At 57.3% G+C, this 13071-nt stretch carries 6 protein-coding genes, 3 tRNA genes and 3 rRNA genes; 4 read left to right on the top strand and 8 right to left on the bottom strand.

Annotation, left to right across the window (positions count from 1 at the left end; genetic code table 11):
- The first annotated feature begins 475 nt into the window (after positions 1-475).
- A complete protein-coding gene (locus tag J3R75_RS13220; RefSeq protein ID WP_307262271.1) occupies positions 476-967 on the top strand; it encodes a helix-turn-helix domain-containing protein in 492 nt (163 codons plus the stop codon).
- Between the two features lie 180 nt (positions 968-1147).
- Here the strand turns inward: J3R75_RS13220 and efp are convergent, their stop codons facing one another.
- Positions 1148-1714, bottom strand: coding sequence for an elongation factor P (efp, locus tag J3R75_RS13215; protein WP_307262267.1), 567 nt, complete (start codon positions 1712-1714; stop codon positions 1148-1150).
- Positions 1715-1812: 98 nt separating this feature from the next.
- On the opposite strand from efp, the gene rnc reads away from it, so the two are divergent.
- Complete coding sequence (gene rnc / locus J3R75_RS13210) at positions 1813-2535, top strand: ribonuclease III (protein ID WP_307262266.1); 723 nt, start codon at positions 1813-1815, stop codon at positions 2533-2535.
- 170 nt (positions 2536-2705) lie between these two features.
- Positions 2706-3473, top strand: a complete 768-nt coding sequence (locus J3R75_RS13205) for an HAD family hydrolase (RefSeq protein WP_307262263.1) — start codon at positions 2706-2708, stop codon at positions 3471-3473.
- Positions 3474-4060: 587 nt separating this feature from the next.
- On the opposite strand, the gene rrf is transcribed toward J3R75_RS13205, so the two are convergent.
- The 7 genes from rrf to J3R75_RS13170 all read right to left on the bottom strand — a co-directional run bounded on the left by rrf (position 4061) and on the right by J3R75_RS13170 (position 11127).
- Positions 4061-4175, bottom strand: a 5S ribosomal RNA gene (gene rrf / locus J3R75_RS13200).
- A 152-nt stretch (positions 4176-4327) separates the two neighbouring features.
- Positions 4328-7273, bottom strand: a 23S ribosomal RNA gene (locus tag J3R75_RS13195).
- A gap of 202 nt (positions 7274-7475) precedes the next feature.
- Positions 7476-7552: transfer RNA gene (locus J3R75_RS13190), tRNA-Ile, on the bottom strand.
- Between the two features lie 59 nt (positions 7553-7611).
- Positions 7612-7687, bottom strand: a tRNA-Ala gene (locus tag J3R75_RS13185).
- 137 nt (positions 7688-7824) lie between these two features.
- Positions 7825-9336 (bottom strand): 16S ribosomal RNA (locus J3R75_RS13180).
- Together the 16S, 23S and 5S rRNA genes with 2 tRNA genes alongside form the textbook arrangement of a ribosomal RNA operon.
- A gap of 820 nt (positions 9337-10156) precedes the next feature.
- On the bottom strand, positions 10157-10690 hold the full coding sequence (locus tag J3R75_RS13175) for an amidohydrolase family protein (RefSeq protein WP_307262261.1): 534 nt from the start codon (positions 10688-10690) through the stop codon (positions 10157-10159).
- A gap of 360 nt (positions 10691-11050) precedes the next feature.
- A tRNA-His gene (locus J3R75_RS13170) sits at positions 11051-11127 on the bottom strand.
- A gap of 492 nt (positions 11128-11619) precedes the next feature.
- On the opposite strand from J3R75_RS13170, the gene gdhA reads away from it, so the two are divergent.
- Positions 11620-12960, top strand: coding sequence for an NADP-specific glutamate dehydrogenase (gdhA, locus tag J3R75_RS13165; RefSeq protein ID WP_307262259.1), 1341 nt, complete (start codon positions 11620-11622; stop codon positions 12958-12960).
- Positions 12961-13071: the final 111 nt, after the last annotated feature.

Raw genomic sequence — 13071 nt, 5'->3', positions numbered from 1 at the left:
ATTTGCAGATGACAAAATCAAGCTTTTTGTTAACTCTAGCGCGCTTTTTTTGAGTCTTTCTCTTAAGAATTAGTAGAGAAAAGGAGGCAAAACACAAAAATATATTATCTTATTATGCTGAAAATCAATTCATTACAAATAAATAAAGAAAGAATTAGCTTTTGCTTCGTTGTAGCGCCATGGCGAATTGTCGCAGCAAAACCGCAACAAAGAGGCCGGGCCAGAGCGCAAGGTTTTCTGTTTGCTTACCCGCAGCAGAATTTAAGTCTTAACATAAATCATATAAGTAAAGATTAATCATGCTGCTAACACAATATACTCTATGAAAACAAGCTTTTTTTACCATAAAAAACGCCAACAATAGGAATATAAGTTATTATATATGAATGTATTATGACTGTTTGACAATGTCTTCAATCACTATACTGTTATCCGGTATCAGGCACCTCGCAGGACAGCGCATAGGAGGAACCGGATGGCAGAGGAAAATAACAATGAGCCGCCGCCGCTGAGATCACGGCATCGCTATCCACTTTCAGCACCAACCAGGCAGCGGCTGCGGCAGAAGCGCTACGATCTGAATTTATCTTTTGAGCGTTTGGGCAAGCTTCTCTCCGTGCACTGGTCGACAGTGCGAAAGTGGGAGACTGGCGAAACGAGTCATTACTCGTCCTCTCACCACGAGAAACTGCAAGCTTTTATCGCTGGCGACTACGACCATCTGTTTACGGTCCGGCGGGATATCTCTCCCCTGCCCTTGCCCGCTGCCGACTTGTGCTCGGGAGATGATGCCGGCAGCCAGCGTCTTGACTCTGTGCTCCGCCGCATTGCCCATCTCTACCAGCTGGCTCAGTCCAATGCCGGTTTGCAATCAGCCATCATTCGCCAGCTTGACGATCTCACCGATGGCATTCTGGCCCGCCTGGCGACGGAGAGGAACGCCGTCGCCCCACCCGCACACCCATAGCCGTGCTTGGCAGCCGGTACGACGGATAACGCGTCATGCGTTGTCGCGGCTTATTGCCGGCGCCGGTTTTCCCGTGAACGCGGCTGCCGCTCCGCTTTGGGCCTCCCCTACACAAAAAAAACAGGCACCGGCCAGTAAAGCCAGTGCCTGTAAGTGCTATATGGACCCGATACTTCTAGCTCAGGCCTTGCTGACGCGGTCCGCGTACTGACCGGTCCGCGTGTCAATGCGCACGGTGTCGCCCAAGTTGACGAAGAGCGGCACCTGAATTTCATAGCCATTCTCAATGCGAGCGGGCTTGGTCACGTTCGTGGCGGTGTCGCCACGGGCACCAGGCTCCGTATCAGCAATCTTCTTCTCGACAAAGAAAGGCAGGGTGATTTCAATCGGGCGCTCACGGTAGAAAAGAATGGAGCACTCCATGTTGTCATCCAAAAAATATTTATTGTCGCCGATCACCTTGGCGTCGATGCGGACTTCGTCGTTGGTCTCGGGGTCCTGGAAGACGTAGAAGTCCCCTTCGTCGTAGGAGTAAAGAAGCTCTTTCTCCTCAAGATCCGGCTTGCCAATCTTGTCCACGGAGCGAAAGGTACGGTCCATAGTGCCGCCGCTCAGCATGCTTTTTAGCTTGCAGCGATAAAGGGCCTGACCTTTTCCCGGCTTGCAAAAATCAAACTCGGTGACAATATATGGCTCGCCATCAACTTCGATCTTCAGCCCTTTACGCAGATCAGCTGCCTCGTACATACGGAAACCTCCATCATAGTATCACAGGTTGCGGGATTAAATCACTGTGTGGGAAAAAACAAGCGTATTAAGATAACGTAGATACGGCAAAAAACAATATGACCCTTACTGTTTCAACTGACATTCAAGAGCAACTGCAGACACGATGCGACTATCACTTCAAGGACTTGAACCTACTGACCCAGGCTTTGACCCACCCATCTTTTGCTGCCGAACAAACTCCATCGCCACCTGACAACCAACGACTGGAATTCCTTGGCGACTCCGTCCTCCAACTTATTCTCTCCGACCTGCTCTTCGCATCACTGCCGGATGACAAGGAAGGCCCCTTAACCCGCCTGCGTGCGACTTTGGCCAATGAGTCGGCCACTGCCTCCTATGCCAAGAAACTCGGGCTGCAAGAGGCCATTCTCCTCGGCAAAGGCGAGGACCAGACCGGTGGCCGAGAACGGCAGTCCATTCTTGGTGACCTCTTTGAGGCCTTCCTCGCCGCCGTCTATCTCGATGGTGGCATGGACGCTGCTCGCACCCTTTGCCTGCGACTGCTCCCGCCAGTGGCCGACAGCAAACGCCTGCTCCTGGCAAAGGACAACCCCAAGGGCACTCTGCAGGAGCTAAGCCAAGACCGCTTCAAGTGCAAGCCCAAATACAGCGTGCTATCCTGCGATGGCCCGGTTCACGACCCGAACTTCGTCGTCAGTGTCAGCATCAACAACGTCGAAATGGGCCAAGGCAGCGGCAGCAGCCACCGCAGCGCCGAACGCCAGGCCGCTTCACAAGCGCTGTTGAAAATCTTGCAGGAAGACAGCGCGCAGGACTGAGAACAATGCCAGCGCGCGGCTGTTCTCCCACCGCCCCCCTGCCCTCTTCTCCCCATCCCACCCCGGTAACCGTCTCACCCCGCTCGCAGAGCAGCGTCTTGCCACTGCCATTCGCATTCCCTACCCCCTTCTCTCCCAGGCTCCACTCGCAACAGGATATACCGACCATCATGAATGACCTCTTCGCTTTGGATTTCGATGGCGTCATCTGCAACAGCGCCGATGAAACCGCAGTCAGCGCCTGGCGCGCCGCCAGCCAACTCTGGCCTACTCTGGCCATGCCAGGCAGCGACGCCCCCGACGATATCGTCGAACAATTCCGCACCGTCAGGCCTTACTTGGAAATTGGCTACCAGGCCATCGTCATGATCCGCATGCTCGTAGAAAAAGCCCCCATTAACGCCTTCCGCGATGACCTTCACCAGCACGTTGATCAGGCACTCCGTGAACTTGGCAAGAACAAGGATGATCTCATCACCCTCTTTGGCGCAGTCCGCGACGAATGGATCCGCACGGACCTCCCCGCCTGGCTCGACCGCCATAGCTTCTATCCCGGCGTCATCGACGCCCTGCGAGCCGCGCTGCGCCAAAATAAGCGCCTCTATATCCTCACCACCAAACAGGAACGCTTCGTCGCCGCAATCTTCAACAGTCAACACCTGCCCTTCCCTACCAATTTGATCTGGGGACTCGACCGCAAAGTCAAAAAAGAAGTCCTGCTGGCAGATCTCTTGAAGGAAAACGACGTCCGCGTCCACTTCGTCGAAGACCGCTTGGACACCCTCCTCGCTGTTCACCACAATCCCGCCCTGCAAAATGTCCAACTCTACTTCGCACCGTGGGGCTACGGCACCCCCACCGAATGCGCCCAGGCCGAACAACACCCAGACATCCACTGCCTCAGCATAGACCGCTTCACCAGCTGGCTCAAAAAATAAGGCCCGAGCAAACCGCGCCTTCGCGCCTTCGCGTGAGGAAAAAATACCCTCGGTAGCCTCACGGCAATGCCGTGAGGCACTGAACGCCCTGCCCCCCCGCCAGCCTTCGCGCCTTTTTATCGGCGGCGTGAATTGCCGCGCAGCGGCAAGACAGGCCGCCATTTTTCTTTGTCTTCTTCGCGCCTTCGCGCCTTCGCGTGAGGAAAAAATACCCTCGGTAGCCTCACGGCATTGCCGCGAGGCACTGAACGCCCTGCCCCCCTGCCAGCCTTCGCGCCTTTTTATCGGCGGCGTGAATTGCCGCGCAGCGGCAAGACAGGCCGCCATTTTTCTTTGTCTTCTTCGCGCCTTCGCGCCTTCGCGTGAGGAAAAAAAAGCCCCCTGCCAGCCTTCGCGCCTTTTTATCGGCGGCGTGAATTGCCGCGCAGCGGCAAGACAGGCCGCCATTTTTCTTTGTCTTCTTCGCGCCTTCGCGCCTTCGCGTGAGGAAAAAACACCCTCGGTAGCCTCACGGCATTGCCGTGAGGCAAAAAAAAGCCCGGGGCCCGTCGGTGTATTTTACCAACGGGCCCCGGGCTTAAAAAAAGGACTGGCAGCGCGCTACTTTCCCACGCTCTTGAGCGTAGTATCATCGCCACTGGGGAGCTTAACGGCCGTGTTCGAGATGGGAACGGGTGTGACATCCCCGCCAAAGCCACCAGTCCAAGATGGAAGAAAACCTGCAGTAGTTGTGGAGGTTGAAGAAGCCTCATGTTGTCTGGAACCGTCCGCCGTTCGAGCGGTGGTATCCGATTCGCCTTGTTGTTTTCCCGCCGGGACTCCGCCTGTTGAGGGGCGGGGTGCCGGGGGGAAAGGCGGCCAAGCCTCACGGCCTATCAGAACTGGTCAGGTAAAACCCTCGCGGGTCTTGCGCCTCCAGCCTGTCAACCCGGTCGTCTTCCGGGGGCCTTAAGAGTGCTTGCGCACTGGGATGACTCGTCTTCGGGGGGGCTTGGCGCTTAGATGCTTTCAGCGCTTATCCCTTCGTGGCGTGGCTACCCGGCAATGCCCGTTGGCCGGACAACCGGAACACCAGAGGCCACCCGCTCCCGGTCCTCTCGTACTAAGGAGCGCTCCCGTCAATCATCCTACGCCTGCGGAGGATAAGGACCGAACTGTCTCACGACGTTCTGAACCCAGCTCGCGTAACACTTTAATCGGCGAACAGCCGAACCCTTGGGACCTGCTTCAGCCCCAGGATGTGATGAGCCGACATCGAGGTGCCAAACCGCGCCGTCGCTGTGGACGCTTGGGCGCGATCAGCCTGTTATCCCCAGAGTACCTTTTGTCCGATGAGCAACGGCGATGCCACATTCCACCGCTGGATCACTAGGTCCTGCTTTCGCAGCTGCTCGACCCGTCGGTCTCGCAGTCAAGCCGGCTTATGCCCTTACACTCAACGCACGGTTGCCAACCGCGCTGAGCCGGCCTTCGAGCTCCTCCGTTACATTTTGGGAGGAAACCGCCCCAGTCAAACTGACCGCCTGACACGGTCCCACGCCCGGATTCACGGGTTCGTGGTTAGACAACCAGACACACAAGGGTGGTATCTCACCGATGGCTCCACGGCGGCTGACGCCGCCGTCTCACAGCCTCCCACCTATGCTGCACATGAGTGACCGATTGCCAATGTCAGGCAACAGTGAAGGTTCATGGGGTCTTTCCGTCCTTCCGCAGGTATCCGGCATTTTCACCGGAACTACAACTTCACCGAGATCCACGTTGAGACAGCGCCCAGATCGTTACACGATTCGTGCAGGTCGGAACTTGCCCGACAAGGAATTTCGCTACCTTAGGACCGTTATAGTTACGGCCGACATTCACCGGGGCTTCACTTCAGAGCTTCGCCTTGCGGCTGACCCATCCGTTTGACCTTTCGGCATTGGTCACGTGTCACACCCTATACATCCTCTTGCGAGTTAGCAGAGTGCTGTGTTTTTGCTAAACAGTCGCCTGGGCCTTTTCACTGCGGCTCCCAACAGCAAGCAAATTGCTTTCCTCACCGTCGGGAGCGTCCCTTTTCCCGAAGTTACGGGACTATTTTGCCGAGTTCCTTAACGTGGTTTCTCTCGCGCACCTTGGTCTATTCGACCCATCCACCTGTGTCGGTTTGCGGTACGGTCCGCGTGCCGTTAGCGTCTAGAGGCTTTTCTTGGCGGCATGGCGCAAGCGGCTTCGCCGGCCATTGCTGGCTGGCTCCCCATCACGTCTCAGGTCTATGCGGTGCATTTAACAACCGCGACCCTGCTCGCTTGGACTTCCACTTCCAATCGGAAGCCCGCTCTGCCTTCCGCGTCACCCCATTGACCGGGCACGCGGGTTCAGGAATATTCGCCTGACACCCATCGGCTACGCCTTTCGGCCTCGCCTTAGGAACCGACTGACCCTGGGAGGACGAACCTGGCCCAGGAAACCTTGGATTTACGGTGGGCGGGATTCACACCCGCCTTGTCGTTACTCATGCCTGCATGGTCTCCCGTATGCGGTCCAGGCTTCCTTACGGACACCCTTCACTCCCCATACGGCGCTCTCCTACCAGATCGTTTACAAGAAACGTCTCCGCGACGTCGGCTGCGCACTTCAGTCCCGATCATTTTCGGCGCAAGGTCACTCGGCCAGTGGGCTATTACGCGGTCTTCAAATGATGGCTGCCTCTAAGCCAACATCCTGGCTGTCTGTGCGACCCCACATCCTTCAATCCACTCAGCGCGCGATTAGGGGCCTTAGTCGGCGGTCTGGGCTGTTTCCCTTTCGACTACGGAGCTTAGCCCCCGCAGTCTGACTCCCGTTGTACGCCATGCGGTATTCGGAGTTCGATTGGCGTCAGTACCCCGGTAGGGGTCATCTGCCATTCGGTCGCTCTACCCCCGCATGGTAATGGAACGGGGCTAGCCCTAAAGCTATTTCGGAGAGAACCAGCTATCACTAGGTTTGATTGGCCTTTCACCCCTATCCACAGCTCATCCAAAGGTTTTTCAACACCAACTAGTTCGGCCCTCCACTCCGTGTTACCGGAGGTTCAGCCTGGCCATGGATAGATCACCTAGCTTCGGGTCTGCCGCGCACGACTGAACGCACTGTTCATACTCGCTTTCGCTTCGGCTCCGCCAACGGCTTAACCTCGCCGTGACGCGACAACTCGCAGGCTCATTATGCAAAAGGCATGCGGTCACCCCCGAAAGGGCTCCCGCAGTTTGGAGGCGCATGATTGCAGGGTCTATTTCACTCCCCTAGACGGGGTTCTTTTCACCTTTCCCTCACGGTACTGGTTCACTATCGGTCGACGGCTAGTATTGAGCCTTGGAGGGTGGGCCCCCCAGATTCAGACAGGGTTTCACGTGTCCCGTCCTACTTGGGATACCCGTAGACTTCCAGCGGATTTTCGCACACGGGGCTGTCACCCTCTGCGGCGCCTCTTTCCAAAGGCTTGTGCTAATCGGCTGGTCATCATGACCGGGTCCCGCAACCCCACAGAGCACGCTCCGTGGTTTGGGCTCGTCCGCGTTCGCTCGCCACTACTTGCGGAATCTCATTTGATTTCTTTTCCTCCGGGTACTGAGATGTTTCACTTCCCCGGGTGTCGCCTCTGCACACTATGTATTCATGTACAGATGATATCCCATGACGGATACCGGATTGCTCCATTCGGAAACCCACGCTTCACAGGCTGCCTGCGCCTCTGCGTGGACTATCGCGGCTTGCCGCGTCCTTCATCGCCTGCCGTCGCCAAGGCATTCATCATGCGCCCGAACAGCTTGGCCGCCAAAGTGTTTCAGCGGTCGGACACTGTCCGGTTCCATTGCGCGTTCCTTGATCCCCCGGCCCGACATGGACAGGGTGGAACGCGCGGTTCAACATTCTTCTTCTTCTGATTCTTCACTACTGCAGATTTTCAAAGAGCAACACTGTCGCAACCGGCTGGGACCCTCGCGGGTCTTCACCGTGTCGCCTCAGCGGAAAATATGGTGGGCGCGCCTGGACTCGAACCAGGGACTTCGTCCTTATCAGAGACGCGCTCTAACCAACTGAGCTACGCGCCCACATTGTTCCGGTCCGGCTGGCCTGGAGAACGCGTCTCCGGGTACACCGCCAGTAAAGCTGGTGGAGCCGGTGGGACTCGAACCCGCGGCATCCTGCTTGCAAAGCAGGCGCTCTACCAACTGAGCTACGGCCCCAGTAAAACGGCCTCGAGCCGCCCATTTTCTTCTTGTTGCACCAAAGAGCTGATCCTTTGGCTGCTGAGCAGCGAAATATAATGACTGACATTGCCACGCCGGCACGCGCAGGTCTTGCGACCCTTGCGTTTCCTTAGAAAGGAGGTGATCCAGCCGCTGGTTCCCCAACGGCTACCTTGTTACGACTTCATCCCAGTCGCCGGGCCCACCTTTGGCACCTGCCTCCCTTGCGGGTCAGCTCAGTGGCTTTGGGTGAGACCGACTTCCATGATGTGACGGGCGGTGTGTACAAGGCCCGGGAACGTATTCAAGGGACCGTAGCTGATGTCCCTTTACTAGCGATTCCGACTTCATGCAGCCGAGTTGCAGGCTGCAATCCGAACTGGGGCGGGTTTTGGAGGTTCGCCACATCTCGCGATGCAGCAGCCCATTGTACCCGCCATTGTAGCACGTTTGCGGCCCCAGGTGTAAGAGCCATACGGACTTGACGTCATCCGCGCCTTCCTCCCGCTTGACACGGGCAGTCCCGCCAGAGTCCCCAACATTACTTGATGGTAACTGGCAGTACGGGTTGCGCTCGTTGCCGGACTTAACCGAACACCTCACGGCACGAGCTGACGACAGCCATGCAGCATCTGTGCTTCCGTCCCGAAGGAAAGGCGTCTTTCAACGCCGGTCGAAAGCATGTCAAACCTGGGTAAGGTTCTTCGCGTTGCCTCGAATTAAGCAACATGCTCCACCGCTTGTGCGGGCCCCCGTCAATTCCTTTGAGTTTTAGCCTTGCGGCCGTAGTCCCCAGGCGGTGTGCTTACCGCGTTAGCTTGGACACGGATGGGGCCGAACCCACCCACATCTGGCACACAACGTTTACGGCGTGGACTACCAGGGTATCTAATCCTGTTTGCTACCCACGCTCTCGTCCCTGAGGGTCAGTTACAAGCCAGCAGACCGCCTTCGCCATCGGTGTTCTTCCAGATATCTACGCATTCCACCGCTACACCTGGAATTCCGTCTGCCCTTCTTGCACTCTAGCCCGCCCGTACCCGCCGCAGGTCCAAGGTTGAGCCTTGGAATTTCACGGCAGGCGTGGCAGGCCCCCTGCGGACCCTTTACGCCCAGTAAATCCGAATAACGCTCGCCACCCACGTGTTACCGCGGCTGCTGGCACGTGGTTAGCCGTGGCTTCCTTTTCCGGTACCGTCATTGTTTTCGTCCCGGATGACAGAGGTTTACAACCCGAAGGCCTTCATCCCTCACGCGGCATCGCTCCGTCAGGCTTGCGCCCATTGCGGAAGATTCTCGACTGCAGCCTCCCGTAGGAGTCTGGGCAGTGTCTCAGTCCCAGTGTGGGTGACCATCCTCTCAGACCACCTACCCGTCGTAGCCTTGGTGGGCCATTACCCCGCCAACAAGCTAATGGGCCGCGAGCCCCTCTCCGGACTATAAATATTTTAACATTAGACCATGCGGACCAATGTCTTCATCCGGTTTTAGACCAAGTTTCCCTGGATTATTCCGGATCCGGAGGCAGGTTGCTCACGTGTTACTCACCCTTTCGCCACTTTCTCCCCGAAGGGAGTACGTTCGACTTGCATGCCTAATCCATGCCGCCAGCGTTCATTCTGAGCCAGGATCAAACTCTCCATTACGAAAAGTTCGAACGCATCCCCGAAGGAATGCCCTGTTCTTTAATAACTTCTCAAGGGGGGGTGACAGCGTACGCCACATTCCCGAAGGAACGCGCTTTGTTGCCGTCACCGATAATTCAATTCATCGTGACAATCGCACTATATTTCGCTGCTCAGTTGCCAAGGAGCTTTTCCTGCCTCAGGTGAGGCGGAGCATTACTTTATCGGAGCTTTCCACTTTCGCAAGCCCAGCCAGAACTTTTTTTGGAAATTCTGTTTGGATCAAGCGCAAAGTGTTCCGTCCGAGTTACTTACTGTAAACCGCCTTCGGCAGTCTGCAAGCCCCTCGGCCAGCTTTCTCCAATAATTTTTTTGCTAAGGATCGTTGCGACCCGTTTGGGGGGCGCGAAGCATTACTATGCCACGCATTCGCCAACTAGCAAGCCACCTGCCCGCAAAAAGACGGATTTTTTCGCCTTTTTTCGCCACCGGCCATACAGATCTGGACGCCCCGGCTTCCGGTCGTGGTGCGGGGAGCTTTTTTTATCCACAGATGTCGCAGATTACCGCAGATTCTTTTTGAGATTGGTTGTTGGCAGTCCAAGGCCTCTTTCAGCGTCAAGACGTCCTCGGGTGTCCATGGCGGCCCCGTCCCGGCGTTCCTATCCCGGCCGTAGCGCGTACATATCCCGGCCGTAGCGCGTACATATCCCGGCCGTAGCGCGTACATATCCCGGCCGTAGCGCGTACATATCCCGGCCGTGGAGTGGGCGTCCCGCCCACTCCGACAAGACGGCTCATTTCCCGCACTCGCCATCCACGCCGACCGTACCTGGCCCGTCTATCGACTGCTTCCGACCAGGGTCCCGACGACCTTACCGCGGCATTGCCAGCCGTCGTATGGGCAATTGCGGGAGCGTGAGGCGAAGGACTCGACACTGATGCTGTGCTTGGCGTCCAGGTCGAGGATAGTGACATCAGCCGTAGCACCGAGTTCGAGGCTACCCACGGGTAGGCCCAGTACCTTTCTGGGACCAACGGTGAAGAGCGCGATGAGCTGCGGGAGCGTAAGCACGCCTTTATTATAGAGTTCAGAGAGGCAGAGTGGCACGGCGGCTTCGAGGCCGATGATACCGAAGGGCGCTTTAGTCCAGCCGGCGGCTTTCTCGTCGGCGCTATGCGGCGCGTGGTCGGTAGCGATGGCGCAGAGTGTGCCATCGCGCAAGCCGTCGATAAGCGCCTGGCGGTCGGCTTCTTCGCGGAGCGGCGGGGCCATTTTGGCATTCACGCCGAAAGTCCGGCAGGCTTCGTCGGTTAGGAAGAGATGATGGGGGCAGGCCTCGCCGGTGACGGGCAGACCGTGCTGCTGGGCCAAGCGGAGCGTCGCCCTAGGTAGCGTGCCATTATGGTTCGTGTTCCCCGGCCTGTTTGGCCCCAGTCGGCGAAGCTGACTGGGGCCAAACAGGCCGGGGAACCCAAGCAGTGTTTTATAGGCCGCGCCTTTGGCGCTGAAAACCCGCGCAGCCTGCCACACACATCGGCATGGCGACGGTTCATGCCCAGGGCGGACACACAGGTCCGCCCCTGCTGCTCGTGCTGTCACGGCGCGCCGTGGGGCTGTCTTATAATCCTTATAGTGTTTATAACGCCCGGCTACCCTTGTGTCCCCACGCCCAGCCGTGTGGCAGAACAAAAAACGCCCCGCAGTTCATGTGAACTGCGGGGCGTTTATACATGGGGTGGCTGACCGGGTTCGAACCGGCGACCTCCTGGGCCACAACCAGGCGCTCTAACCAACTGAGCTACAGCTACCATATAAGCGTGTGGAAAACGAGGCATTAATATGGCCTGCCATTGCTCAGTAGTCAAACCAACTAGCGCAAATTGCTGCTTTTTTTCTAGGGGACGAATCGGCTATCTGGTTTCGCGAACCGATCAGACCGATCAAGTCGACGATCCGTCCGATCCGTCCGATCCGTCCGCGATAACAAGAAAGAATATCCATCCGCTCAGACCGCCCAGTCGCCCCGTCCACGACCGCCCATCATGGGGGGGCAGCGCGCCTGATTGGACAGCTATTACCATATTAGGTCAGCAAATGACTGATTTGTCATGTTTCCTCCAATAAAATCGTGTTTCTTCCTGATTTGACACCTTGATTTTGTGAGTTTTTTACATATATTCATACTCCGGTCTTGAGGACTGAGACAAGTAGGTAGCCAGAGCGAGACCACGACCGGGGGCTCGCTTTTTTTTGTGCCTGCGACTCTATCCCGGTAAAGTCACCATGGTGAAAGGACAACAATGAAGCAGTATGTAGAGCAGGTGGTTCGGACCGTAGAAGCTCGGGATCCCGGCCAGGCAGAATTTCTGCAGGCGGTGAAGGAGGTCTTGTACACTCTGATTCCGGCATTGGAGGCGCACCCCGAGTTTCGTGACAATGGCATACTGGAACGCCTGGTTGAGCCCGAGCGGCAGATCATGTTCCGGGTTCCATGGGAAGATGACCAAGGACGCGTTCATGTCAACCGCGGTTACCGCATTGAATTCAACAGCGCAATCGGCCCCTATAAGGGCGGCCTGCGCTTTCATCCCAGCGTAACCCCGAGCATCCTGCGCTTTCTCGGTTTCGAGCAGGTGTTTAAAAACGCCCTGACAACCCTCCCCATGGGCGGCGGCAAAGGCGGCGCGGATTTCGATCCCAAGGGCAAATCCGATCGCGAAGTCATGCGCTTCTGCCAGTCCTTCATGACAGAGCTCTTCCGCCATATCGGCCCGGACACCGACGTGCCCGCCGGCGACATCGGCGTGGGTGGCCGCGAAATCGGCTATATGTTCGGCCAGTACAAACGCCTGACCAATGAATTTACCGGCGTGCTCACCGGCAAGGGCCTCGGCTGGGGCGGCTCCCTGATCCGCCCGGAAGCCACTGGCTACGGCTCGGTGTTCTTCGCTGAAGAAATGCTCAAAACCCGCGGCGAGAGTTTCGCCGGCAAGACCTGCGCGGTTTCCGGCTCCGGCAACGTCGCGCAGTACACCGTCGAAAAACTCCACCAGCTGGGCGCGAAGGTCGTCTCACTGTCCGACTCCAATGGCACCGTCTATGACAAAGACGGCTTCGACGAGGAGAAGCTCGACTTCGTCAAGGAGCTCAAGAACCGCCGTCGCGGCCGTATCAAGGAATATGCCGACAAGTACGGCGCCGAGTACCACGGCGACTTGCGCCCCTGGGACATCCCCTGCGACTGCGCCTTCCCCTCCGCCACCCAGAATGAAATCACCGCCGCCGATGCAGAGACCCTGATCAAGAACGGCTGCCGCCTGGTCTGTGAAGGCGCCAACATGCCGTCGACACCCGAGGCGATTGATCTCTTCCTGGCGAACAAAGTCCTCTACGCGCCAGGCAAGGCATCGAATGCCGGCGGCGTGGCCACCTCCGGCCTGGAAATGAGTCAGAACAGCATGCGGCTATCTTGGGGACGCGACGAAGTCGAAGACCGCCTGCACCAAATCATGATCAAGATCCACCAGACCTGCGCGGACACGGCCGAGGAATACGGCCAGCCCGGCAACTACATGATGGGTGCCAACATCAGCGGCTTCATCAGAGTCGCCAAAGCGATGCTGGATCAGGGCCTGGTGTAAACCACGGTCAATTTAGCCTGAGTTTCACGATGAATGCCGGCAGCGGCGCCACAGTCCGCTGCCGGCATTCGCTTTTGTCGGACATGTGCCGGCAGCGGCGTTGAGCAGGGG

This window comes from Oligosphaera ethanolica (assembly GCF_030814695.1).
In the GTDB taxonomy this organism is placed as follows: Bacteria; Verrucomicrobiota; Lentisphaeria; order Oligosphaerales; family Oligosphaeraceae; genus Oligosphaera; species Oligosphaera ethanolica.
Note: the sequence above shows the minus strand (reverse complement) of the source record. Positions and strands in the feature narration are given on the sequence as shown.